The following is a 24,556-nucleotide window of genomic DNA, read 5'->3' as shown; positions in this document are numbered from 1 at the left end:
GCAACCCTCGACATCGGCCAGAACCTCAACTTCAAGGATGACCGGCCGAGCATCACGACGACCGGCACCGAGCCGACGCTGACCGTCGATGAGACCCTGCTGGGTCCCGACGCCACGCAGAGCTTCGCGGCCAACTTCAGCCCGGTCTACGGCGCTGACGGCGCCGGCGCGGTCACCTATGCTTTGAGCTTCAATGCCGGCGCAACCGGGCTGGTCGATACGCTAACCGGTCAGGCCGTCGTCCTCTCGCTCAATGGTTTCGTTCTCGAAGGCCATACCTCGGGCACCAATGACCTCGTCTTCACGGTCTCCGTTGATGCCAGCGGCAACGTCACGCTCAATCAGATCCGGGCGGTGGTGCATGCGAACCCCAACGACCCCGACGACAGCACGACCCTGCTTGCCGACAACCTGGTTCAGCTCACCGCAACCGTTACCGACAAGGACGGCGACCACCAGTCGGCAACCCTCGACATCGGCACAAACCTCATCTTCAAGGACGACGCGCCAACGATCACCGTGCCGTTCGACGGTGACCAGAACGCCGGTAACGGTACCGGGACTCACGAGACCTTGGCCAACGCGCTCAACGCGTCGGCTATAGGAGCCTTCGGCTACGACATCGGCGCCGATGCGCACCCGGCCTCGTACTACGATGCCACGCATTCGGATTTTGTCGACCAGAATGGCGGCCTTGCCGGCATCCAGATCGGGCTGAGCGGCACGATCGACGGCGGCGGCGGCGGCAGTCTGCTGACATCTGACGTGACGCTGGCGTCGGAGACTGCCAGCTCCGCGACGTTCAACTTCACCTTCACCTACGACAAGGATCCGGCGGCCGGCGTCCAGACCGGCACGGGCGGCGGTACCCTCGTCTTCGACAAGGTCAACGACACTTACACGATCACGCTCACCGACCCGCTCGAGGGCTTCAGCTTCGATGTCATCCACACCAGTCAGCTGTTGTCCAAGCAACCGACGAGCAACTCCGGCCACCCGCCGATCGTCCTGGAAAAATTGCAGGCGGACGACCCGGGTACGCCGGCCGACGAAGACTTCTACGTGCAGTTCACGGGCAACCTTATCAACAAGGCCAACCCGTTCAGCCTGACGCCGGATGGGCAAGGGAAATCCAATGACACCTCGTTCACCCCGGATAGTCACGAGATGGTGAGCAACAACAACCCGACATGGGTATCGGCGACGCAGAGCACCAACGGTGTGGCCGGTGACACGATCCAGAAAGGCGAACTGCTGACCCTGCGGTTCTTCGACAGCGATGTCGGTATCCAGAACGAGGCTACCGACCCAACGGCAACCGCCGGTGCCATGGCCATCAAGTTCGATGGTATCGGCAACAGCGAGGACCTGATGCTGATCCTCGACCTGACCGACGGTACGCACGAGATCACACGGGCTATATACGTGGCGAACGCGGACATCTTCAGGACGGGTCAGGTCCCGGCGCCGTACAACAGCGAGTTCACGCTCGACAACAATGACGGCCTCGTGATCATCGAGCAGAACGACTACAACCTGGCCGGTGAGCACTACCAGCTGCAAGGTGTCCAGATCATGCAGTCCGGCAACGGCATCACCGGCACGGCCATCGATCTGAACGGCGCGACCGGCTCCGGCGGCGCCAGCACCGGGACCCACGCCTTCGACCCTGTCGACAATGACGTTCTGAAGATCACGGATATCGGCTTCACCTCGACCGTGACCCAGACGCCGGACGCCCACCTCGACTTCGCCTTCAACGTGGTGGACGCGGACGGAGACGTGACTCCCACTCCTCCGACCATGGAGCACATCCTCGTCGACATCGCCTGAGACTCGAAAGACGGGGGCGGCATCAGCCGCCCCCGTACTGTCACCGGCCATGCAACTGAGCGCCCGGCCGGCACTCGAAAAAGCGGGGGGTATCCGTGACGCAGCCAAGACCGCAATTCCAGGAGGTGATGCATCTGGCGCGCCATCAGGCGCCCGCCCTCCTCCTCTTCAGTTTGCTCGCCAATCTTCTTCTGCTCGCCAGCACCGTCTACATGCTGCAGATCTACGACAGGGTGCTGTCGAGCGGCTCCATCGACACGCTGTTCTGGCTCACACTGGCCGTTGTCGGCGCCATCGCCGTCTACGGCATGCTGGAACATGCCCGCCGCATGATGCTGGGGCATATCAGCCAATGGCTGGACGACCAGCTCAGCGTTCCGGTGATCGAACGCGCGATGGACGCGCGACTTGCCGGCAGCAACCTCGAAGCCGGCCTGAAGGACGTTGGCGACCTGCGCAGCTTCGTTGCCGGCGACGGCATCCTGACCTTTCTCGACGCGCCTTGGACGCCGGTCTTCCTGGCGTTCATGTGGCTGCTGCATCCGATGCTTGGCGTGGTCGGTCTTGCCGGCGCCGTGCTTTTGTTCTGTGCCGCGCTCGCCAATGATTTCCTCACCCGCCGCAAGAGCCAGGAGGCCGCGCCCGGACTGCGCCGCAGCCAGACCGCCGTCGGGCAATTTATCGACGGCGCCGAGACATTGCGCTCGCTCGGCATGTCCGAGCCAGCGTTGCGGCGCTGGGAGGAAAACCAGCAGTCGCTGATGGATATCCAGACCCGGCTTCTGCGCCGCACCACCGTTATCGGCAGCCTGTCGCGTTCGCTTCGCCTTGCTCTCCAGGTGGCGGTGCTCGGGCTCGGCGCCTATCTCGTCCTGCGCCGCGAGCTGACGCCTGGCTCGATGATTGCGGCCTCTATCCTGCTCAGCCGTGCGTTGGCGCCGATCGAGCGCTCCATCGGCGCCTGGCGCAGCCTGGTCAGCGCAAGAGCAGCGCGCCGCAATCTTCTAAAACTTTTCGCCGACACAAGGTCGATGCAAACAGCTGGCGTCACACTGCCCCGCCCACAAGGCAGGCTGAAGCTCGAGAACCTGCACTACCACGCGCCGGGCATGTCGCAGGCGCTGGTCAATGCCATAGGCTTCAGCATCGAGCCCGGCCAGACCTGCGGCGTGATCGGTCAATCCGGTTCGGGCAAGACCACACTCTGCCGCCTTATCGTCGGCGCGCTGCGGCCTTCGCTCGGCCATGTCAGGCTGGATGGCGCGGAAATGTGCAACTGGCCCTCGGACGAACTTGGCATGCATGTCGGCTATTTGCCGCAGCAGGTCGACCTGTTCCCCGGAACGATCGGCGAGAACATCGCGCGCCTGCGTGACGTCGACAGCGACGCGGTCATCGCCGCGGCGCAGCTCGCCGGCATCCACGAGATGATCCTGCGGCTGCCGAATGGTTATCGGACCGAAGTGGGACCGCATGGCGCCCGCATTTCGCGCGGCCAGCGCCAGCGTATCGCGCTGGCCCGGGCGCTGTTCGGCGACCCGCCGCTGATTGTCCTCGACGAACCGAACACCGGCCTCGACGGTGAAGGCGAAGTAGCGCTGTTCAACGTCCTCCAGCAACTGAAGGAACGGGGCCGCACCGTCATTCTCGTCAGCCACCAGACCAATCTTCTGCGCACGGCCGATCATGTCGTCTTCCTCCACGACGGATCGGTTTCGATGTTCGGCACGCGCGACGAAGTGCTCGGCGCGCTCGGCGGACAACCCAAGCGCATCCCGGTCCCGGCGGCCTTGCGGGAAAAGATTGCCGCCAATGTGGCGGCAAAGCTGAAGGCAGCGGAGTGAGCCATGAGCGATCGATTTGGCGACTTCTCGGCGATGCTGGACCGGCTGACGGACAGCTTGCACGAGCTCAACGACAGGCTGACCGCCTCCGCCAGCGACCTCAGCGCCGCGGTATCGGTTTGGTTGAAAGGTATCGACCAGCCGTCTCGCACTACGTTGCTGGCGGTGGCCGGCGCGCTCATCCTGCTCTTGATTGCAGGGCTGCTCCGGCGACGCTCGCGCGCCTACCGTGCCAGCAGGCGCAATCTGAAGCTGCGGACGCGGCCGGCGCGAATGCTGGGCTACGCTTCGGCCATCCTTTTCGTCGGCGGCACCGCTGCTTGGTCGAGCGTTGCCCTGTTGGCGAGCGCCGTCGTTGCCAACGGCGTCGTCAGCCCCGAAGGTTATCGCAAGACCATCCAGCATCTGGAAGGCGGCATCATCGGCGCGATCCACGTCAAGGAGGGCGAGAAGGTCAGCGTCGGCCAGGTTCTCATCAGCCTGAAGACAACCGAGGCCCAAGGCCGCTACGACGAGTTGCAGGGGCACTATCTCCGCCTGCTGGCGACCGAAGCGCGCCTGATCGCGGAGCTTGCCGGCCAGGATCGCATAACCTTTCCGAAGGAGCTGACGTCGGTTGACAGCGAGATCGCGCGCAAGGTTGTCGTCGAGGAACAGGCGCTGCTCGACAGCCGTCTGGCAACCCGCGAAGGGCGCACGCAGATCCTGAACAAGCGCATTGCGCAGATCGAAGAGCAAAGCACGGGAGCAAGGGATGTTATGGCGGCCGAGGCCGAACAGCTCAGCCTGATCGACCAGGAGATCGCCTCCGCGCAGGAGATGTACAAGAAGGGCCTCGAACGCCTGCCGCGGATATTGGCGCTGCAGCGCTCCCAGGCCGACATTCGCGCCAACCAGGCATCGAACCGGGCGCAGATAGCGAAGAACGATCAGGAGATCGGCGAGACCCGGTTCCAGTTGCTCAACCTGCGCCAGCAGGACAGCGAGAGCGCCAATGAGGATCTTGCCAAGGTGCGCACCGATCTCGCCGAATTGCGCAGCCAACTGCCTTCCCGCCAGGATGTGCTGGCGAGGACGGACATCGTCGCGCCGATCGCCGGAACGGTGATGAACCTGCGCGTGACGACCGAGTCGGGCGTGATTTCCAGCGGCCAGGCGCTTCTCGATATCGTCCCGAACGAGCCCAATCTGATCATCGATTCACGCATCAAGCCTACGGATATCGACGTGGTCCATCCGGACATGCCCGCCCGCGTGGTGCTGTCTGCCTATCCGAGCCGGCATCTGCCGCAGATCCATGGCCTGCTCACCTCGGTGTCCGCGGACCGCATGACCGATGAGAAAACCGGCGAGCCCTATTTCCTCGCCAAGGTGAAGGTCGACGCGGCCGAGCTCGCGGAGCTGCACGACGTCAAACTGTCGCCCGGCATGCCGGCCGAAGTCATGATCCTGACCGGGGCACACACTTTGCTCGACTATATGATGGCCCCGGTGGAGGCCTCGCTTACGCGTTCCTTCAGGGAGAATTGACCGGATAAGACGAAGCGGCCGAGGACTGCAAGCAGATACCGCCAAAGCGAGCGCGGAAGCCGCGCGCCCGTCGGGAATTGCTTGAGACAAACACTTGATGGCGTCCGGGGTGGCGGTCGTCGGCCGACAGCGGACGCGCCAAAGACCCGAGACACGTCGGCTGAGGCCGCGGGCCGGCGGCGCACTCGCCAGTCTCCAACAGACGCCGGCCGGCACCCGCGGATTCCCGTCATCCCGCCATGCCTGCGCATCGCGGCGCCTTGCCCGAACACACTCGACAACATCCGTTCAGGGCACGCGCAACAGCCGGCCGATCAATGAAAATCAGGCGTGTATCCGGTTATGCCCGGAACGATTTTCGCGGAATGTCGAGCCGCAAGGCTTCGGTCGTTCTATCGCGGTCGGCGGCCTTGTCAAAGAAATATCCTTGAGCGAATTGGCAGCCAAGGCCTTTGAGCTGCATCGCCTGATCGGCCGTCTCGACACCTTCAGCAATGACACGCATGGCAAGCCCGTTCGCCATATCGACAATGGCTTTGATGATTATTTCGCCCGCGCCGCCATCGGACATCTGATCCACGAAGCTCTTGTCGATCTTGATGATGTCGACAGGAAAGTTCAGCAAATGAGTGAGCGAGGCATAGCCTGTTCCGAAATCGTCCAGCGCCACGAGCAGCCCATCGGCACGCAATTCCTCGATTGCCCGGGCGACCTTGCCATTGCTGTCATCCATATAAACAGACTCGGTCACCTCAAGAACGACGTGTCCGATCGGAATGCCATGACGCGCAAAGGCGCGGGAAATCCGCTCGCGCAGGCTTCCCTTCTGAAAATCCGCCATCGAGACGTTTACGCTGACATATTGCGGCGGTATCGCTTGCTCGAGCCAGTATTTGATGTCGCTCGCCACCTGATCCAGCATTCGGTCGGTCAGGAGATTTCCCATCGAAAAATCCTGCAGCGCGTCCGACAACAGGCCGGCCGAAATAATTTCGCCGTCGCGCGTGCGAACGCGGCAAAGCGCCTCCAGGCCCACCGTTCTTTCGGTGCCGAGGTCCACGATCGGTTGATAGTGAGCCTCGACTCGGCCTTCAGCCAGCGCGCTTGTTGCCGTTTGCAGAATGCGGAACCGCCGAGCGATCGTGCTGGCAAGATCGTCATTGTAGAGCACGAAGCTTCCTCGTGCCGCCTGCTTGGCATGGTGAAGCGCAAGATTTGCATGCTGCAGGAGTATTGGCACCTGGCAGGATTGCGATTGATTGGACAACGCCCCGCCAGAGCTGACCGATAGGGAGAATGTGGCCTCGTCGCCGGGAAAGGAGTGTTCCTCTGTCGCCTTCAATATCTGCGAGGCGATCCTCGACAGGCTGATGGCCGGGCTCATCCCCTCGATCAACACGGCAAACTCATCCGCATCCACCCTGAAAGTCTTTTCGGGCGTGGCGATCCGCGCAATGGTGCGGCCTACACTGCGGATCACTTCGTCGCCAGTCGCATGACCAAAGGTGTCGTTGACGCGACCGAGGTGATCAATATCAACCAGCAAGATTGCGAGTGAATCCTCGCATACACTGGAAGCCAATTCCAACGCCTTGATGAAATGGGCGCGATTTCCCAACCCTGTGAGCAAATCATAATATGCCAGGCGCTGGTTTTCGGCCCTTGCTTCCTCTCGCTCCAGCGCGAGCGAGCAAAGATGGACGCATCGGTCGACGATCAACCACTCTTCGTCCGTCGGTCCTCGATGCTCCCGATAATAGAATCCGAAGGCCCCGAGCACGCGGCCATCACTTTGCATGATCGGGCTGGACCAGCAGGCCTTGACGCTATGATCCTTGGCTAAAATGCCGGCAAGCGCCTGATAGGGAACCCAAAGAGGATCCGTGAAGATGTCTTGGACCGCAATAGGCCTTCGCAGGAAGGCGGCGGTTCCACATGAGCCGACATTGGGTCCGATCGGTATCCCATCCAATGCCGAGGAGTAGTCACTCGATATGTTTGGCCCGGCCAGCGGATGGATGATCCCTTCGCGATCGATTGTAACGATCGAGCAGAGCGTATCTGCAGAAAGTCGTTCGGCATAAAGGCAGATATGGGCCGCGGTTTCCTCAATCGATCGTCCCTTGGCGATCATATCCAAGACGGCTTGTTGAAGCTGCTCCGGCATGAGGCTCTTCCGCAGTCACGTTTGCTTGGACTGTTGAGCTGGCAGAATGACTATCCTGTTCCGCATGCTGATGTCTCCCGCAGATACTTCTCGGTCGTTTGACGTACTGCATCTACATCAGTAGATGTTCGGCATCGGCCGGTCCCGTGTTGGAAATCAACGTGACGAGGCAAGGTGCCATGGGTTGCATGTTATATTGCCGAACGCGGCGGCGTACCTAGTCGCCCAAACATTTTGACTGCCTAAAGTTAACATCTTCGAAAATCTCTTGTCGCAGCTTCGCCTTTCGAAAGCCGTCGGCCGAGTGCAGCGGCGCTGGCAGGCCGCATCGCGATCTGGCGGCCGCACAACGTGGAGAATGCAGCTTTTGGAGAGTTCAAATCGGCTAGGGGCCGGTAGCTTGCAATCGACAATTGCGGCTATTTTCGCGGAAGGACGTCGCGCAAATTGTCGATCAGGTCATTGGCTTGATACGCATTTCGAAGCCAGACGTCCGAAAAACCATATGTCGGAACACCAATCGTCGAAGCAGTCGCGTATTCGAATGATGTCCACTCGCTATTATAGTAATTTTCGTCGACGATCGCGACCATCGCGCAACATTGACCCATCGCTGTCGAAAGAAGCTGTTTGACGATGTTCTCCGGTTGGTTCGTTCGGCCTCCCTTGAAACGCCTTGGCCCAGACCACCGATCGATCCAAACCGAATAGCCAACTGCTTCCAGTCCGGGAAGCAAAAATCGCATGACATCCGTAGAAGCAGTCCAGCGATAGCTTACGAAAATCATCGGCCGACGCCGTATCTCCGAGGCGTAGGCCTCCAGCGTTTCACAATGTGCGTTCGAGACCTTGCGTGTCGTCTGAAGCTGCTGGGCTATCCCAACATCAACGTTGAGAGCCCTGGCTATTCCCTTATTGTCGAATTCCAGGGTTTTCATCAGCTGCGATGCATCATTCCAGGCAAGCCAATAGCTTCCCGGAGCGGCGGCAAAGCGCAGGACGGAATTTTCCATCGTTTTTTCGGCGACGACAATGCGGCCAATGATGCTTGCCGCGGCAGGGGAAAGGACTGGATAGCACCCCGCCAGCCATATGGAGTCTCCGACCTTTATAAGCTCGAACAACCTGCGTTGTCGGGTGACATGCGCGACGGGAGCAAAAGATCGATCCGCGATCGAAGCCTGATCCGGCATTCGAGGGGCATTCGTCACTTCCCTGCTTTGCCAAGCAATGAAATGGGTTGGCACCACCGATGGCCCCAGTCCGATATCATTTGATGTTACTTCAACTGATCCGGAGACGGAAGCAGCTGTTCGACCCTCGCGTGTTGCGGTTCCCCAAAGCACCACTGATAGACGGCCCGCGTCTTCCCGTTGACCACTTCTGCAAAAACACCACCGGTGTCGGTCGCCCTAGATCGGTCGAAAGCCCGGAAGCACCGGGCTTGAGCGTCTTTCTCATCCTCGTTCCCGTGGATTCTCGCACTGGTTGGGTGAACGGACCGGTCGGATGAATAGGTTCCTGCGCCTCGCCGCCGCATGTTTCGGCAGAGCGCAAAAAATGGGCCGGTACGACCGGCCCATCCGCAATCAATCCTCCTCAACGGGTGCCGGGATCGCATCCGGCAGGGTTTGCCGTCCAACCCGGTCGGCGACGAGCATCGAAAGCATCATCTCGACAAGGCCATTGGCGGCCCCCTTCTCGCCGCCGGCAGCGCCGATCTGGATCTGCGGCACGAGCGGCAGCCTGCCATTCTCGATCGCCTCGGCGAAGCGCATGAGAACCTGCGAATTGAGCTGATAGTCCGGTCCGCCGAAGGCCGCGACCTTCTTCTCGGTGGCCTCGGCCTCCGCCAGACCGATGGCTCGCACCTTCTCGGCCTCCGCGAAACCGGTCGCCTTGATGCGTTCGGCATCGGCAAGCGCGACAGCCTTGATCATGTCGGCCTCGCCCTGGCCGGCGACGCGCACCTTCTCGGCCTCTGCCTTGGCGGTGACCTGGATGGTTTCGGCCTCCTGGCGGGTACGGGCGAGTTGCGCCTTGCCCTCGTTCTCGCTGATCTCGATGGTAAGTGCCGACGTCGTGATCTTGGCTTGCTGCTCGGCGAGCGCCTCCTTCTCACGCAACGTGCGTTCCTGAGTGGCCGCCCTCTCCTGCAATTTGTAGGTCTCGACCTTTTCGACCGCGATCTGGCGCTCGCGCAGCTGGATCAGGATCTGCTCTATGCTGTTCTGGCCGTTGGCGGCGCGGGGTGTACCGATCAGCACTTCCTGCAGCTCGAGACTGTAGGAATTGAATTTTTCGCGCATCTCCTCGCCCGATTTGCGCTGGATATCGCTACGCTCCTGCAAGAGCTGGATCAGCGTCTTCGTCTGGGCGATATTCTTGAAGTAGGCGGAAACCATCGGATCGAGCGTTTGTTCGACCAGCCGCTTGATGTCACCGAAACGCTGCACCACCAGCGGCGCCTTCATATAGTCGATATGCACGACGACGGAGAGCGGCAGCACAGGCTCGAACGCATCCTTGGTGATCAGCGACACTTCAGACAGGTTCTCGTCCAGCCTGTGTTCGCCGAACTGCTCCTTCGTCCATTTGAGCACGAAGTTGGTGGTCGGCACGGTGACGATATTGCCGGCATAGGTATTGAACGCGTACTTGCCCGGCAGCAGAGGCGTCGACCAGACACCGCGCGCGCCGACTTCGACCAGCTCGCCGTGACGGTATGCCTGTCCGGATATATCGGTGCCGTGGCGGCCGTTATAGGAGACGACGACACCCACCGTGCCGACGTCGATGATCGTCTTCTCGACCAGCTCGACGGTCGCGAAAATGCGATTGAGGAAGTAGCTGCCGTCGGCCAGCACCTGCAACTGCCGGCCGCGGTAGCCGCCGGCATTGAGAAACTTCTCCGGATCCTGGAAATTGTTGTGGAAGTTCGGGTCGGTCGGATCGTTGGCGACGGTCGGCGCGATGATCTCGCCGTCCGGCAGGGCCGGACCGTCATGGATGGTGACGATACCGATCATGTCCTCGGCATTATGGATGACGACTGGCTCGAAGCCGCCCCGCTCCGAGATCATGCTCGACATATTGGTAAAGAGGCTTTGTTCCGACGAGCTCAGATTGACGGCATAGGTCGACTGGGCGGTGAGCACGACGAATTGTGCGAGATTGATGGCATAGGTGCCTTCGCGCAAGATCTTGCGTTGCGGTCCTTTCTGTCCGCCTTTTTCGAGAAAGCCGCGCACATCCTGGAAATCATCGGCGTCGGTGTTGCAAGCAAGCGTCTGCGTCGGAGGCAGCGGCTTGCCGTCACGGGCAAAGACATAGCCGATCTGGCCCTGCGGGATGGTGACAAGATTGGCGCGATGCATCGAATACTGGAACGGCATGAAGAAATGCAGGCCACCGCGCACGACTTCCGGCTGGTAGCCCGCCTCACGGTTGAGCGCGATGAAGCCATTGCTGACGGAGCCGCGAAAACTCCACAGTTTTTCCAGGATGCCGAGCCTGTCGTTTGGGATGTAGCGGACCACGCCGCTCCACCGGAACAGGATCGCCAGCACGATGACCAGCACGGCTACCTCGATCGCCGTCCATTTGATCGGGTCGAGATATTGTAGGGCTTCCATTTCTTGTCTCCTATGGGCGTGCGGGTTCGTCCACCCGACGGCCGCCCGGTTGGTGTTGATTAACGAAGCGGGGAGATCGCGCGCCGACGCGCTCGACGCACGAAGGGCGTGTCGAACGTCTGGGCTGCTCATTGTGTGGGAAGTGACCGCGCGTCCCGAGTCCCCCGAGAGGACAGGCGTGGCCGTAAGCGAAGTTACATCGGTGTTGCCTTGATAGACATAACAACAGATGACGTAGGGATAGCGCCAACAGGTTTAAAGATACTTCGCGCCGAAATCGAATAAGTATTTTCAACGCTTTTGCTGTTTCGAAAGCGTTGGCGTCTAGAAATTAGCAAGGAGGGAAATGGCGCTCTCGACGAGTCAAAACAGTGGCTCCCGATCCGACCCGATGGGGATTGGAAACCAGCAACATCTCATATGCTGCGCCGTTGCCGACGCGGCACATTGATTTCAAGAGGGTTTTTCGGCCTAACGCCGCAGCGCGTAGACGTTATCCATCGATGCGCCACCCAGCGGCAGCGCCATATCGTCGTCGAGAAGCCGGGTGATGCGGGCAAAGCCGACAAAGGCCTTTCTCGCTTCCTCAGCCGACATCTTGCCCGACACAGCCGCCGCACAGCAATTCAGGGCGCATTGATAAACCGGGCCGCGTCTGCCCGTTGGCCACTTCCGCAGGAACACCATCGCCTCGGAGACGCTATCGACTTCCTCCACAGGGTATCCCTGCCCACGCGCAATTCGCACTGGGGTAAAGAAATGCAAGCGATCCATCGTTATCCTCCCGGCCGGCCGCAAGGCAGCCGAACTCCACTTAACGCACGTCTCTCCGATCGGTTCCAAACAAATTTGGTTGCTGCCGGAAAAGTTTTGGAACCGGACGACCAGTGCCCGATATGCGCGAAAAACAACGCGGCGACTCAAAATCAATGCGCCTGGGAGCGGCGGATAACGGCGATTCTCATTGAATATCTTTAAGGCGAAAGCCGGCAAATGGGTTGCTTGCCGGTTCCCCGGCGTCAGGCTTAACCTCTGCGGTCAAACGCGTGAGGGCGCGTTTTGCAACAAGGGGAACACTTGCAATGACCATTCAAGGCGCATCGCCAGACCTCTATAACGAGGATCTGGCTCCGGCAACGGTCAGGAACTGGGGACCGTTTTCGATCTTCAACGTCTGGACCTCGGACGTCCACAGCCTCTGGGGCTATTACCTGGCGGCCAGCCTGTTTCTGTTCTGCGGCGGCTTCGTCAACTTCATCATCGCCATCGGCATCGGCTCGCTGATCATCTACGCGCTGATGAACATGGTCGGCTATGCCGGTGTGAAGACCGGCGTGCCCTACCCCGTGCTTGCGCGCGCTTCCTTCGGCATCTGGGGCGCCAACGTCCCGGCGCTGGTGCGCGCCATCGTCGCCTGCTTCTGGTACGGCGCGCAGACGGCCGCGGCGTCGGGCGCCATCGTGGCGCTGCTGACGCGCCTGCAATGGTTCGACGAGTTCAACAAGAGCTCGCATCTTCTGGGGCATTCGACCCTCGAGGTGATCTGCTTCGTCGTCATCTGGGCGCTGCAGCTCCTGATCATCCAGAAGGGCATGGAGACCGTGCGCCGCTTCCAGGACTGGGCCGGCCCCGCCGTTTGGGTGATGATGCTGCTGCTTGCCATCTATCTCTGCGTGAAGTCGGGCAGCTTCGCTTTCACCAGCGATATCCCGATGGACGTTCTGCGCGAAAAGACCGCCGATGCCGGCATTCCGGGCGATCCGGGTTCATGGACCGCGCTGTTCGGCGCCGCCGCGATCTGGGTGACCTATTTCTCGGCGCTCTACCTCAATTTCTGCGACTTCGCCCGCTACGCGCCGGACAATGCGGCACTTCGCAAGGGCAACATCTGGGGCCTGCCGGTCAATCTGATCCTGTTCTCGCTGGTCGCCGGCGTCACCACCATCGCCGCCTACGACGTCTACCACGAGGTGCTGCTCCATCCCGACCAGATCTCGGCCAAGTTCGACAGCTGGTTCCTGGCTGCCCTTGCCGCGCTCACCTTCGCCGTCGCGACGCTCGGCATCAACGTGGTGGCGAATTTCGTCTCGCCCGCCTTCGACTTCTCCAACGTCTTCCCGCGCCAGATCGACTTCAAGAAGGGCGGTTACATCGCGGCATTGATCGCGCTGGTGCTCTATCCCTTCGCGCCGTGGGAAGGCAGCGCAGCACACTTCGTCGGCATCATCGGCGCGACGATGGGGCCGATCTTCGGCGTGATGATGGTCGACTATTACCTGATCCGCAAAAGCGAGGTCGATGTCGAGGCGCTCTATCGCGAGGACGGCGAGTTCCGCTTCCAGAGCGGCTGGCACGTCAACGCCTTCATCGCCGCCGGCATCGGCGCGATCTTCTCCTCGATCCTGCCCAACTTGACCAGCTGGCTGCCCGCATGGTGGGGCGTCTATGGCTGGTTCTTCGGCGTGGCCATAGCGGGAGCCGTCTACTACGTCCTGCGCACCATGGCGCTGGGTGCCGGAGCCAAGATGGCGAAGGCTTGAGCGCACTTTCCCCTTCTCCCCTTGTGGGAGAAGGTGGATCGGCGTGTTAGCGCCGAGACGGATGAGGGGTGTTCCAGCGGAGTGAGACGTTGGCTTTCCCTGGAACACCCCTCATCCGGCCGCTTCGCGGCCACCTTCTCCCACAAGGGGAGAAGGGAAGGCCCCGCCTATCATCTCCGCCAGCTTTCGCACCGTATTCCAGTTCCGCGAGGTGCCGATGCCGAGACGCTTGTGGTTCATGGCCGCGAGCAGCCGCGATGTTGGCCTCTCGCGCGAAAAGACGACCCAGATGTCACCACCGGACGGCAGCACCTTCTCGTCCCCGGCCGCATAAGCCTGCAACGCCGCCACACCTTCCTCGGGCGCGGGCTTGCGCATTACCCGAACCGCCACCTGGTCGCCTGCCTTGGCGGAGTCGGCTGGGAATGGATTACCTTCGACCAGCTTCAACCAGTCCTCGGCGGTGCGCACGATGATGTCGACATGGCGGCCGAAGGTTTTTTCGAAGGCTGCTTCCAGCCTCTGTTCCAGCCGGGCGATGTCGGTCGCCCGCGCCTCGAACACGAGATTACCAGTCGCCACCAGCGTGCGGACGTTCTTCAGCCCCAGTTCCTCGGCCATGGCCTTGAGGTCGGCCATGACCACGCGCCGCCCCTCGCCCAAGATGATGCTGTAGAGCAGCGCTACATAGATCTGCATTGTGGGTCCGCACGGCCGGCTCGCAAGCTGGAGCCGGGATGTGTTGAGATTCAGGTCAGGCCGAGCCGAAAATGGTGGCTTCCGAGAACCGGAGCGGAGCGTACTTGAAGTACGTGAGCACCGGAAGCGCAGGACGCCGCCATTTGCAGGCCGGCCTCACCTGAATATCAACACATCCTAAACCAGGCGCGACTGGTCCACCGCCGCCGAGATAAAGCTTGCGAACAGCGGGTGCGGTTCGAGCGGCCGGCTCTTCAGTTCCGGGTGATACTGCACGCCGATGAACCACGGATGGTCGGGATACTCGACCGTCTCCGGCAGCACGCCGTCGGGCGACATGCCGGCAAAGACCAGGCCGCAATCCTCCAGCCGTTGCTTGTAGTCGATATTGACTTCGTAGCGGTGCCGGTGGCGTTCGGAAATCTGCGTGTCGCCATAGATGTCGGCGATCTTGGAGCCCTTGGCGAGCTCGGCCTGATAGGCGCCGAGCCGCATGGTGCCGCCGAGATCGCCGGTCGCCCGGCGCTTCTCCAGCATGTTGCCCTTCAGCCATTCGGTCATCAGGCCGACGACCGGCTCGTCGGTCGGTCCGAACTCGGTCGACGACGCATGGTCGACGCCCGCCAGCGAGCGCGCCGCCTCGATGCAGGCCATCTGCATGCCGAAGCAGATGCCAAAATAAGGCACCTTGCGCTCGCGCGCGAATTTTGCCGCCAGGATCTTGCCCTCGGAGCCGCGCTCGCCAAACCCGCCGGGAACGAGGATGCCGTGCACCTTTTCCAGCCAGGGCGTCGGGTCTTCCTTCTCGAAAATCTCGCTCTCGATCCAGTCGAGCTTGACCTTGACGTGGTTGGCCAGGCCGCCATGCGAGAGCGCTTCGATCAGCGATTTATAGGCATCCTTGAGCCCGGTATACTTGCCCACGACGGCGATCGTCACCTCGCCTTCCGGATTGTGGATACGCTTGGACAGCGCCTGCCAGGGCTCCATGCGCGGCTTCGGCGCCGGATCGATGCCGAAAGCGGCCAAAACTTCCGAATCGAGCCCTTCCTGGTGATAGGCCATCGGCACGTCATAGATGTGCGGCACGTCGAGCGCCTGGATGACCGCGCTTTCGCGCACATTGCAGAACAGCGACAGCTTGCGGCGCTCTTCCTTCGGGATCGGCCGGTCGGCGCGAACCAGAAGGATGTCCGGCGCGATGCCGATGCCGCGCAATTCCTTGACCGAATGCTGGGTCGGCTTGGTCTTCAGTTCGCCGGCCGTCGGGATGTAGGGCATCAGCGTCAGATGCACATAGACGGCGTTGTTGCGCGGCAGGTCGTTGCCGAGCTGGCGAATCGCCTCCAGGAACGGCATCGCCTCGATATCGCCCACCGTGCCGCCGATTTCGCACAGCACGAAGTCGTAATCGTCATTGCCGTCGAGCACGAAATGCTTGATCTCATCGGTCACGTGCGGGATCACCTGCACCGTGGCCCCGAGATAGTCGCCGCGCCGCTCGCGCTCGATGATGTTCTTGTAGATGCGGCCGGTGGTGATGTTGTCCTGCTGGTTCGCCGAGCGCCCGGTGAAGCGCTCGTAATGGCCGAGATCGAGATCGGTCTCGGCACCGTCGTCGGTCACGAACACTTCGCCATGCTGGTACGGCGACATCGTTCCGGGGTCGACATTCAAGTAAGGATCGAGCTTTTTGATCCTCGCGCGATAGCCTCGCGCCTGCAGAAGAGCCCCAAGAGCTGCTGCGGCGATGCCTTTTCCGAGTGAGGAAACCACGCCGCCTGTGATGAATACATATCGCGCCATGGGAGTCATCGCTTAACGCGGCCTGATTGATTCCGCCAGAGAAAAAACCGCCGCGAAGGCTTTTTCCCAAAATGGCGCCGGTGCCGGTGATCGGCGTTTTCACTATTCAAAACAAAAGGGCCGGCGGTGCCGGCCCTTTCGGCAGTTTGATGCAAGGCGTTAGATGATAACGACCTTGGTGCCGATCCTGACACGGCTGTAGAGGTCCATGACGTGCTCGTTGATCATGCGGAAGCAGCCATTGGAGGCGCTGGTTCCGATCGACTGCGGCGCAATCGTGCCATGGATGCGCAGATGCGTGTCCTTCTTGCCGTCATAGAGATAGATGGCGCGCGCGCCGAGCGGATTTTCGCCGCCGCCGTTCATGCCGTCCTTATACTGGCCGTAATGCTTCGGCTCGCGCTTCTGCATGTCGAGCGTCGGGATCCAGCGCGGCCATTCCTGCTTGTCGCCGACCGCCACCGTGCCCTTGAACTGCAGGCCTTCGCGGCCGACCGCGATGGCGTAACGCCGCGCCGTCGAGAAGCTCTCGACGAGGTAGAGGCGACGGGCGCTGGTATCGATGACGATGGTGCCCGGCTCATAGCCGGAGAAGGCAACGTCCTGCGGCACGAATTCCGGCTTCACCTTGAAGGGCCGCTTGGCGTCCTTCCTGGCCAGCGCCGAATCGAGCGCGCGGGTCTCCGGCAGATAGTTGATCGATGTCGACTGTGCGCCGCCACCGAACAGGCCATCGAACAGGCCGCCGCTGCTCGCCTGCCTCTGGCCGGGCTGCTCGCTGCGCAATTCACCGTCATTGCCGGTGGCGGCGACGTTCATCGCCTCCGCCGGGATCGGCTCCTCGGCCTTGACCGGAACGATCGGCGCGACAGGCTCCAGCGGCGCGATAATCTTGGTGGTCTTCTTGGCCGGCTTGGCGTCTGCGACTTCAGTCGAAGTGGCGCTGCCGCCCTTCTTGGCGAGCCATTCCTGGCGTGCCGCATCCGCCTTGGCCTTGGCCGCCTCGCGCATCGCCAGCTTGCGAGCTTCGAGTGCCTTTTCCTTGACGGCTTCCTTGTCGGCCGCGATCTTGGACTCGAGCTTGCTGATCTGCGCAAGCTCCGCCGAGGTCGGGTTTTTCTTCTTCTTGAGAAGCTTCAGCTGCGATGCGTCGCTCTTGGTGGCGACGACGGGAATGGCGTCGGTTGTCTCGACCGACGGGGAAGTGGCCAGGGTTGCCGGTCCGGCAAAGGCCGCGGAACCCATGCCGAGGACGGCACAGAATCCCAGAAGGATGAAGCTGCGAAGCTGCATGGCGAAGATCCGATTGTTCAAAAGCAAGTTGCCCACGGCGTCGCCCGGCGTCCCCCAAGGACGCCGATAAAGTGCCGCGCGCAATCTATAATCGATTAGCCGTCACCGCCTCAAGCTGAGGCAGGCGCCACGCCCAGTTGAATCTTCGTGATGGGACGCGCATTTGCCGCGACTGTGTTCAAAGAACAACAGATCGCGGCCCGGTGCTTGGCCGGCTACTGGTTCGGAACCTGCGGGGTGACCGGCAAGGTGACGCCGTTGGTTGCCGGCGGCGTGGCCGGATTCGCCGGCGCCGGCGCGGCCGGAGCGGGCGTCGTAGCCGGAGCCGGAGCGGTGGTGCCGTTGGCAAGCGGCGTGGTGGTCGTCGTGCCGCCCGACGGAACCGCGGGAGCCGTGCCGCCCGCCGGCACCGCCGGCTTGGAGGTGCCCACCGGTCCATTGGAACCCGGCAGTTGGTTGAGCACGCCGCTGCCCTGGCTCGACGTCGCCGGGCGATCAAGGATATCGATCGGCTTTTCGCCGTAGCGGGCAATGATCGACAGCGCCAGCGACGTCACGAAGAACGCAGCCGCCAGGATCGCGGTGGCGCGGGTCAGCGCGTTGGCGGCGCCGCGCGCCGTCATGAAACCGGAACCGCCGCCGATGCCCAGGCCGCCGCCTTCGGAGCGCTGCAGCAGCACCACGCCGACAAGGGCGAGCACGACCATGAGGTGAATGACGATCAGTACGGTTTCCATAATTTATCCTGGCGAGGCCTTGCGCGAGCGCGCATACGACCGGTGTTTTGGAGGCGGCTCCTTACAATGCTTTGGCGGCATTTCCAAGCCCGTGGCCGGGAATATGGGAAGCAATGCGGCCATTACAACGATTTATGCCGCATGAGCCTAGGAAGCGATGTTCATGTAAGCTTCCGCGATGGCCAGGAAGTCGGCCGCCTTCAGGCTGGCGCCGCCGACCAGCGCGCCGTCGACATTGTCGACGCCGAGCAGTTCCACGGCGTTGGAAGGTTTGACCGAACCGCCGTAAAGAATGCGCATCTTGGCCGCGGCATCGCCGAGCAAGCCGGTCAGCCTGCCGCGGATATGCGCGTGGGCTTCGGCGACATCGGCGGCCGTCGGGGTCAGGCCGGTGCCGATGGCCCAGACCGGCTCATAAGCAATAATGGTGTTCGCTGCCGTTGCGCTTTTGGGAACCGAGCCTTCGAGCTGCCGCGACAGGATGTCGAGCGTCGCGCCGGCTTCCCGCTCGGCGCGCGTTTCGCCGATGCAGATGATGGCAACCAGCCCTGCCCGCCAGGCGGCGGAGGCCTTGGCGTGGACCGTCGCATCGTCCTCGCCGAACAGTTCGCGGCGCTCGGAATGGCCGACAATGACATGGCTCGCGCCGGCGTCCTTGAGCATCTCGGCCGAAATCTCGCCGGTGAAGGCGCCGCTCTCCTTGGAATGGCAATCCTCGCCGCCGGCCCTGACCGGCGTGCGCGACAGGATCTCGGCGGCGCGCTGGAGCAAAGTCGCCGGCACACACATCACCGCCTCGGTCTCGGCATCGAGCCCGCTCATGAAGCCGTTGCCGATCGACCGCAGTTCGGCGAGAGAGGCGCTGGTGCCGTTCATTTTCCAGTTGCCGGCAACAAGCGGGCGGATTCCAGGGGTCATGGGACGCATTCTCCGAGCGACATTAAGCAGCGCCCTCACTACCAAAATCAGGTCACAAAGCAATCGACAGTGGACCGGAAGGGCGCTATTGCGCTTGTTTCAGACTCGGCGCATGCGAAAATGCGCATAAATCGGAAGTATGCATGCTTGGTATATTGAGAAGCGCGGCGGGTACCTGGGTCGCGAAGGCGTTGCTGTCCTTGCTGGTGGTGAGTTTCCTCGCCTGGGGCGCCACCACCCGCATGGTGGGGGGCATGCTGGGCGGCCACCACCCGGTGATCACCGCCGGCGGCACGGAGGTCTCGATCAACGAGTACCGCCTCGCTTATGATCGCCAGGTCAGCATGCTGTCCCAGCAATATGGCCAGCGAGTCACCCAGGAACAGGCCAAGCTGCTCGGTGTCGACAACCAGGTGCTGTCGCAACTCGTATCGGGCGCCGTGCTTGACGAACAGGCGCGCAAGCTCGGGCTCGGCCTCTCCAAGGACCGGCTGGCCGAACTGACGCGCGAGGATCCGGCGTTCAAGGGTCCAGGCGGCCAGTTCGATCGCCGGACCTTCGAGTATCTGCTGCACCAGCTCGGCATGCGGCCGGAGGACTATCTCAAGAACCGCTCACAGGTTGCCGTGCGCCAGCAGATCGTCGAGGCGATCTCCGACGGCCTCAAGGTGCCGCAGACCTTCCTCAAGGCTGTTTCGCTCTATCGCGGCGAGGATCGCACGATCGACTATCTGGTGCTGCCCAAGACGCTGGTGCAGCCGATCGAGGCGCCGTCCGACAGCGCCCTCAACACCTATTTCGACGCCAACAAGAAGAACTACGCGGCGCCTGAGTACCGCAAGTTCTCCTATGTCCGGCTGGAGCCGCAGGACATCATGGATCCGTCCGCGGTGACCGACAGCCAGGTCAGCGACGACTACAAGAAGAATGTCGCCCGCTACACCACGCCCGAGACCCGCACCATCGAGCAGCTGGTGTTCAAGACGCCGGATGCGGCCAAGGCAGCCTACGATTCGCTGAAGGCGGGCGCCACCTTCGACAAGCTCGTCACCGCCGAAGGCAAGACGCAGGCCGACACGCTGCTCGGCACACTGGCCAAGGACAAGATCGCCGACAAGGCGGTCGCCGACGCGGCCTTCTCGCTCAATGCCAATGAGGTGAGCCCGGTTGTCCAGGGCGCCTTCGGGCCTGTGCTCCTGCGCGTCACCGAGATCAAGCCGCAGGTCGTGAAGCCGCTTTCGGAAGTGTCCGGCCAGATCCGCAAGGATCTTGCGCTCGGCGAGGCAAGCCGCATCCTGCTCGACGTGCATGACAGCTACGAGGACACCCGCGCTTCGGGCGCCTCGCTCGCCCAGGCCGCCGACAAGTTGAAGCTCAAGGTCGTCACCATCGACGCCATCGACCGCACCGGCCTGCGGCCGGACGGCACTGTGGTCAACGACCTGCCGGAATCGGCGGATCTGATCAAGTCGGTGTTCGCGGCCGAGCCCAATACCGAAAATGAAGGCCTGACCACTACGGACAATGGCTTTGTCTTCTACGAGGTGCAGTCGATCACGCCGGCGCGCGACCGCACGCTGGAAGAAGTCCGCAAAAAGGTAGCGGCCGACTGGACGGAAGCCGAGACCGACAAGCGGCTTGACGCGAAGGCTGAGGAGCTGGAGAAGCGTCTCAAGGCCGGCACCACGCTCGACGTCATCGCCGGCGAGCTCAAGCTCGAGAAACAGACCAAGCGCGGCCTGAAGCGCGAAGCCGACGATGCCGATTTCGGCAAGGAAGGCGCCGCGGCCATGTTCGGCGTCGGCGAAGGCGGCACCGGCTTGATCCCCTCGCCGACCGGTGACGGCCAGATCCTGTTCAAGGTCGCCGAGGTCTTCGAGCCGGCGGGCGCCGACGGCAGCGCCGTGCCGGACGAGGCGCAGAAATCGTTCGGCGCCGGCATGTCCGACGACCTGCTCGACCAGTTGGTGGCGCAGTTGCAGTCGCAATATAACGTCCGCGTCGATCCGAACGCCGTTTCGCAAGCACAGACACGATGAGCGCGCTGAAGACACATATCGCCAAGGTTGCCACAGGCACCGCGTTGTCTTTCGAGGAAGCCCGCGAGGCCTTCGACATCATCATGTCTGGCGATGCGACGCCCGGCCAGATCGGCGGCTTCCTGATGGCGCTGCGCGTGCGCGGCGAGACGGTCGGCGAGATATCCGGCGCGGTCGCCACGATGCGCGCCAAGATGCTGCGCGTCGAGGCGCCGCACGGTGCCATCGACATCGTCGGCACCGGCGGCGACAATTCGCACTCGGTCAACATATCGACGGCTTCGGCCTTCGTCATCGCCGCCGCCGGGGTGCCGGTCGCCAAGCACGGCAATCGCGGTCTGTCTTCGCTGACCGGATCGGCCGACGTGCTGACGGCGCTGGGCGTCAAAATAGACATCTCGCCCGAAATGATCGGCCGCTGCATCCACGAGGCCGGCGTCGGCTTCATGTTCGCGCCGGCGCATCATCCGGCGATGAAGCATGTCGGACCGACCCGCGTCGAGCTCGGCACGCGCACCATCTTCAACCTGCTCGGACCGCTGTCGAACCCAGCCGGCGTCAGTCGCCAGATGGTCGGCGTCTTCCTGCCGGAGTGGATCATGCCGGTGGCCGAGACGCTGAAGGCGCTAGGCGCCGATCACGCCTGGGTCGTCCATGGCGACGGCTATGACGAGATCACCACCACGGGCGAGACCCAGGTGGCGGAGCTTGCCGGCGGCGAGATCCGCAGCTTCACCTTGACGCCGGAAGCCGTTGGCTTGAAGCGGCACACCAAGGAAGAGCTGCGCGGCGGTGACGCGGCCTACAATGCCAAGGAACTGCGCGATATGCTGGGTGGCGCCGCCGGTGCTTATCGCGACACGGTGCTGATGAATGCCGGCGCCGGGCTGGTCGTGGCCGGCAAGGTAACGACGCTTGCCGACGGCATCGCCGCGGCGACGCAAGCGATCGACAGCGGCCGCGCGCTTGGCGTTCTGGACAGACTGGTCGAGATTTCGAACGGATAAGGCTTTGTCGGACATCCTGCGCAAGATCGAAGCCTACAAGCGCGAAGAGATCGCCGCGGCGAAGCTCAGCGTGCCGCTCGCCGACCTCAAGGCGAAGGCCAGGGACGCCGACGCGCCGCGCGGCTTTCTCGCCGCGCTCGAGGCCAAGCGCCGGGCCGGCGGCTTCGCACTGATCGCCGAGATCAAGAAGGCGAGCCCTTCCAAGGGCCTGATCCGCGCCGATTTCGATCCGCCGGCGCTCGCCAGGGCCTATCAGAAGGGCGGCGCGGCCTGCCTTTCGGTGCTGACCGACGCGCCATCCTTCCAGGGCGCGCCGGAATTCCTGACGGCCGCGCGCGCAGCCGTGCGCCTGCCGGCTCTGCGCAAGGATTTCCTTTTCGACACCTACCAGGTCTACGAAGCGCGCGCGTGGGGCGCCGACGCGATCCTGATCATCATGGCAAGCGTCGACGACGCGCTGGCCAGCGAATTGGAAGCGACCGCCTTCGAGCTTGGCATGGACGCGCTGGTCGAGGTGCATGACGAGAAGGAAATGCAGCGCGCGCTTACCTTGTCGTCGCGCCTGATCGGCATCAACAATCGCGATCTGAGAACCTTCGAGACCAGCCTCGATGTTTCGGAGCGTCTGGCGGCCATGGTGCCGGCGGACCGGCTGCTGGTCAGCGAAAGCGGCATCTTCACGCATCAGGATTGCCGCCGGCTGGAGAAAAGCAGGATCGGCACCTTCCTCGTCGGCGAGAGCCTGATGCGGCAGGCGGATGTGGCTGCCGCGACCGAGCTTCTGCTGACGGGCAAGGCGGCGGCCGAGGCCGTTTGAGAATGCCTGCCCTCACCCATCTCGGCGCCAAGGGCGAAGCCAACATGGTCGATGTCGGCGACAAGGCCGAGACGACCCGCACGGCGATCGCCGAGGGCTTCGTCTCGATGCAGCCTGAAACGCTGGAGATGATCCTCGCCGGCGACGCCAAGAAAGGCGACGTGCTGGGCACCGCCCGCATTGCCGGGATCATGGCGGCGAAGAAGACGCATGAACTCATCCCGCTTTGCCATCCGCTGCTTCTGACCAAGGTCGCCGTCGAGATCGAGCCGGACCGCACGCTGCCCGGCCTCAAGGTCACCGCGCTCGCCCGCGTCACCGGCAAGACCGGCGTGGAGATGGAGGCGCTGACCGCGGCTTCCGTCGCTTGCCTCACCATCTACGACATGGCCAAGGCCGTGGATCGCGGCATGGTGATTTCCGGGATAAGGCTGGTCGAGAAGGCCGGCGGCAAATCCGGCGACTACAAGGTGAGTGCCTGATGGCGTTGGTTCCGGTCGCCGAAGCGCTCGAACGCCTGCTCGACGGCGCAGCACCTTTGCCCGGTGAAAGCGTTCCGCTGGCCGAAGCGGCCGGGCGGGTCCTGGCGGAGCCGGTTGTGGCGCTGCGCACGCAGCCGCCCTTCAACGCCTCGGCGATGGACGGTTATGCCGCGCGTTCCACTGATGTTGCCTCAGTGCCGGCGCAACTCGAGGTCGTCGGCATGGCGCCTGCCGGGCGCGGCTTCTCCGGAGCCGTTGGGGAAGGCCAGGCCGTGCGCATCTTCACCGGCGCGCCGGTGCCCGAAGGCGCCGATACAATCGTCATCCAGGAAAACGTCCGCGACCTGGGCAACCGCCAGATCGAAGTGACGGAGCCGACCGCACAGGGACGCAATATCCGCCGCCGCGGGCTCGACTTCGGCCAGGGCGACGTGCTGCTCGAAAAGGGGCGCGTGCTCGATGCCGCAGCGCTCTCGCTGGCAGCCTCGGCCAACCATCCGAGCCTCAATGTCGTGCGTCGGCCGCTGGTCGCGATCATCGCCACCGGTGACGAATTGCTGCCGCCGGGCAGCGCGCTTGGCCCCGACCAGATCATTTCCTCCAACGCCTATGGCGTCGCCGCCGCCGCGCAATCCGTCGGTGCGCTCGCGCTCGATCTCGGCATCGCCGCCGACCGCAAGGAGGCGATCGCCGCGCTGGTCAGGAAAGCGGTCGAAGCGAGCGCCGACGTCATCGTCACGCTCGGCGGCGCTTCGGTCGGCGATCACGACCTGATCCATGACGTGCTCACCGGCGAAGGCATGGCGCTCGATTTCTGGAAGATCGCCATGCGCCCCGGCAAACCGCTGATGTTTGGCCGGCTTGGCAATGTCCGCTGCATCGGCCTGCCCGGCAATCCGGTGGCGAGCATCGTCTGCTCTCAGCTGTTCCTGAAGCCATTGCTTGCCCGGCTCGGCGGCCGAGACCTCAAGCAGGACGTGCGAACGGCCCGGCTGGGAACCGCGATGCAGGCCAACGATCTCAGGCAGGACTATGTGCGCGCCGTCGTGCGCGAGGACGCAGGCACGCTGGTCGCGACCCCCTTCGGTATCCAGGACTCCTCGATGCTCAGAATGCTGGCCGACGCCAATGGGCTGATCGTGCGCCAGCCCTTCGCGCCGGCGGCGGAGGCCGGCGCCGAATGCAGCGTGCTGATGCTGCGCTGATACG

At 62.8% G+C, this 24,556-nt stretch carries 18 protein-coding genes; 9 read left to right on the top strand and 9 right to left on the bottom strand.

The window, feature by feature from the left end; genetic code table 11:
• The 3 genes from KVT37_RS16725 to KVT37_RS16715 form a co-directional block, all read left to right on the top strand.
• A partial coding sequence (locus KVT37_RS16725; RefSeq protein ID WP_254634063.1) for a DUF5801 repeats-in-toxin domain-containing protein occupies positions 1–1,833 on the top strand: 1,833 nt, incomplete at its 5' end.
• Between the two features lie 95 nt (positions 1,834–1,928).
• Positions 1,929–3,677, top strand: coding sequence for a type I secretion system permease/ATPase (locus KVT37_RS16720; RefSeq protein WP_308642634.1), 1,749 nt, complete (start codon positions 1,929–1,931; stop codon positions 3,675–3,677).
• Positions 3,678–3,680: 3 nt separating this feature from the next.
• A complete protein-coding gene (locus tag KVT37_RS16715) occupies positions 3,681–5,207 on the top strand; it encodes an HlyD family type I secretion periplasmic adaptor subunit (protein ID WP_217574945.1) in 1,527 nt (508 codons plus the stop codon).
• Between the two features lie 340 nt (positions 5,208–5,547).
• Here the strand turns inward: KVT37_RS16715 and KVT37_RS16710 are convergent, their stop codons facing one another.
• The 4 genes from KVT37_RS16710 to KVT37_RS16695 all read right to left on the bottom strand — a co-directional run bounded on the left by KVT37_RS16710 (position 5,548) and on the right by KVT37_RS16695 (position 11,783).
• Positions 5,548–7,374: an EAL domain-containing protein gene (locus tag KVT37_RS16710; RefSeq protein ID WP_217574943.1), complete on the bottom strand. Its 1,827-nt coding sequence runs from the start codon at positions 7,372–7,374 to the stop codon at positions 5,548–5,550.
• A 419-nt stretch (positions 7,375–7,793) separates the two neighbouring features.
• Positions 7,794–8,567 (bottom strand): toll/interleukin-1 receptor domain-containing protein, encoded by a 774-nt coding sequence (locus tag KVT37_RS16705; RefSeq protein ID WP_217574941.1) that lies wholly within the window; start codon positions 8,565–8,567, stop codon positions 7,794–7,796.
• A 396-nt stretch (positions 8,568–8,963) separates the two neighbouring features.
• Positions 8,964–11,009, bottom strand: a complete 2,046-nt coding sequence (locus tag KVT37_RS16700; RefSeq protein ID WP_217574939.1) for an SPFH domain-containing protein — start codon at positions 11,007–11,009, stop codon at positions 8,964–8,966.
• A 471-nt stretch (positions 11,010–11,480) separates the two neighbouring features.
• Positions 11,481–11,783: a DUF982 domain-containing protein gene (locus tag KVT37_RS16695; RefSeq protein ID WP_073986813.1), complete on the bottom strand. Its 303-nt coding sequence runs from the start codon at positions 11,781–11,783 to the stop codon at positions 11,481–11,483.
• Positions 11,784–12,091: 308 nt separating this feature from the next.
• Here KVT37_RS16695 and KVT37_RS16690 point away from each other — a divergent pair, with 308 nt between their 5' ends.
• Positions 12,092–13,549, top strand: coding sequence for an NCS1 family nucleobase:cation symporter-1 (locus tag KVT37_RS16690; protein WP_217574937.1), 1,458 nt, complete (start codon positions 12,092–12,094; stop codon positions 13,547–13,549).
• 111 nt (positions 13,550–13,660) lie between these two features.
• Here the strand turns inward: KVT37_RS16690 and KVT37_RS16685 are convergent, their stop codons facing one another.
• The 5 genes from KVT37_RS16685 to tpiA form a co-directional block, all read right to left on the bottom strand.
• Positions 13,661–14,248, bottom strand: a complete 588-nt coding sequence (locus tag KVT37_RS16685) for a DUF1697 domain-containing protein (protein ID WP_217574935.1) — start codon at positions 14,246–14,248, stop codon at positions 13,661–13,663.
• Between the two features lie 177 nt (positions 14,249–14,425).
• Entirely contained in the window at positions 14,426–16,063 is a 1,638-nt protein-coding gene (locus tag KVT37_RS16680) for a CTP synthase (protein ID WP_306796953.1), read from the bottom strand.
• Positions 16,064–16,213: 150 nt separating this feature from the next.
• Positions 16,214–17,347 (bottom strand): L,D-transpeptidase, encoded by a 1,134-nt coding sequence (locus KVT37_RS16675; RefSeq protein ID WP_217574931.1) that lies wholly within the window; start codon positions 17,345–17,347, stop codon positions 16,214–16,216.
• A 215-nt stretch (positions 17,348–17,562) separates the two neighbouring features.
• On the bottom strand, positions 17,563–18,084 hold the full coding sequence (gene secG, locus KVT37_RS16670; protein WP_217574929.1) for a preprotein translocase subunit SecG: 522 nt from the start codon (positions 18,082–18,084) through the stop codon (positions 17,563–17,565).
• Positions 18,085–18,231: 147 nt separating this feature from the next.
• Positions 18,232–19,002 carry a triose-phosphate isomerase gene (gene tpiA / locus KVT37_RS16665; RefSeq protein WP_217574927.1) on the bottom strand — a complete coding sequence of 257 codons (771 nt, stop codon included), beginning with the start codon at positions 19,000–19,002 and terminating at the stop codon, positions 18,232–18,234.
• 143 nt (positions 19,003–19,145) lie between these two features.
• On the opposite strand from tpiA, the gene KVT37_RS16660 reads away from it, so the two are divergent.
• From KVT37_RS16660 to glp, 5 genes are read left to right on the top strand one after another with little or no spacing between them, the layout of a single operon-like run.
• A complete protein-coding gene (locus KVT37_RS16660; RefSeq protein WP_217574925.1) occupies positions 19,146–21,041 on the top strand; it encodes a peptidyl-prolyl cis-trans isomerase in 1,896 nt (631 codons plus the stop codon).
• A complete protein-coding gene (gene trpD / locus KVT37_RS16655; RefSeq protein WP_217574923.1) occupies positions 21,038–22,048 on the top strand; it encodes an anthranilate phosphoribosyltransferase in 1,011 nt (336 codons plus the stop codon). The genes KVT37_RS16660 and trpD overlap by 4 nt, the downstream gene beginning before the upstream one ends.
• A 4-nt stretch (positions 22,049–22,052) precedes the next feature.
• Positions 22,053–22,865 carry an indole-3-glycerol phosphate synthase TrpC gene (gene trpC, locus KVT37_RS16650; RefSeq protein WP_217574921.1) on the top strand — a complete coding sequence of 271 codons (813 nt, stop codon included), beginning with the start codon at positions 22,053–22,055 and terminating at the stop codon, positions 22,863–22,865.
• Positions 22,866–22,867: 2 nt separating this feature from the next.
• Positions 22,868–23,347, top strand: a complete 480-nt coding sequence (moaC, locus tag KVT37_RS16645) for a cyclic pyranopterin monophosphate synthase MoaC (protein WP_217574919.1) — start codon at positions 22,868–22,870, stop codon at positions 23,345–23,347.
• Complete coding sequence (gene glp, locus KVT37_RS16640; protein ID WP_217574917.1) at positions 23,347–24,552, top strand: gephyrin-like molybdotransferase Glp; 1,206 nt, start codon at positions 23,347–23,349, stop codon at positions 24,550–24,552. The genes moaC and glp overlap by 1 nt, the downstream gene beginning before the upstream one ends.
• Positions 24,553–24,556: the final 4 nt, after the last annotated feature.

The organism is Mesorhizobium sp. GbtcB19, from assembly GCF_019091085.1.
Lineage (GTDB): Bacteria > Pseudomonadota > Alphaproteobacteria > Rhizobiales > Rhizobiaceae > Mesorhizobium.
Note: the sequence above shows the minus strand (reverse complement) of the source record. Positions and strands in the feature narration are given on the sequence as shown.

What these genes read in the sequence shown, in the direction of transcription:
- KVT37_RS16675 (WP_217574931.1), bottom strand. Translation starts at nt 17,347, where the DNA reads ATGCAGCTTCGCAGCTTCATCCTTCTGGGATTCTGTGCCGTCCTCGGC.
- trpD (WP_217574923.1), top strand. Translation starts at nt 21,038, where the DNA reads ATGAGCGCGCTGAAGACACATATCGCCAAGGTTGCCACAGGCACCGCG.
- moaC (WP_217574919.1), top strand. Translation starts at nt 22,868, where the DNA reads ATGCCTGCCCTCACCCATCTCGGCGCCAAGGGCGAAGCCAACATGGTC.
- KVT37_RS16705 (WP_217574941.1), bottom strand. Translation starts at nt 8,567, where the DNA reads ATGCCGGATCAGGCTTCGATCGCGGATCGATCTTTTGCTCCCGTCGCG.
- KVT37_RS16660 (WP_217574925.1), top strand. Translation starts at nt 19,146, where the DNA reads ATGCTTGGTATATTGAGAAGCGCGGCGGGTACCTGGGTCGCGAAGGCG.
- KVT37_RS16680 (WP_306796953.1), bottom strand. Translation starts at nt 16,063, where the DNA reads ATGACTCCCATGGCGCGATATGTATTCATCACAGGCGGCGTGGTTTCC.
- KVT37_RS16690 (WP_217574937.1), top strand. Translation starts at nt 12,092, where the DNA reads ATGACCATTCAAGGCGCATCGCCAGACCTCTATAACGAGGATCTGGCT.
- KVT37_RS16695 (WP_073986813.1), bottom strand. Translation starts at nt 11,783, where the DNA reads ATGGATCGCTTGCATTTCTTTACCCCAGTGCGAATTGCGCGTGGGCAG.
- tpiA (WP_217574927.1), bottom strand. Translation starts at nt 19,002, where the DNA reads ATGACCCCTGGAATCCGCCCGCTTGTTGCCGGCAACTGGAAAATGAAC.
- secG (WP_217574929.1), bottom strand. Translation starts at nt 18,084, where the DNA reads ATGGAAACCGTACTGATCGTCATTCACCTCATGGTCGTGCTCGCCCTT.
- KVT37_RS16685 (WP_217574935.1), bottom strand. Translation starts at nt 14,248, where the DNA reads ATGCAGATCTATGTAGCGCTGCTCTACAGCATCATCTTGGGCGAGGGG.
- glp (WP_217574917.1), top strand. Translation starts at nt 23,347, where the DNA reads ATGGCGTTGGTTCCGGTCGCCGAAGCGCTCGAACGCCTGCTCGACGGC.
- KVT37_RS16700 (WP_217574939.1), bottom strand. Translation starts at nt 11,009, where the DNA reads ATGGAAGCCCTACAATATCTCGACCCGATCAAATGGACGGCGATCGAG.
- KVT37_RS16715 (WP_217574945.1), top strand. Translation starts at nt 3,681, where the DNA reads ATGAGCGATCGATTTGGCGACTTCTCGGCGATGCTGGACCGGCTGACG.
- KVT37_RS16710 (WP_217574943.1), bottom strand. Translation starts at nt 7,374, where the DNA reads ATGCCGGAGCAGCTTCAACAAGCCGTCTTGGATATGATCGCCAAGGGA.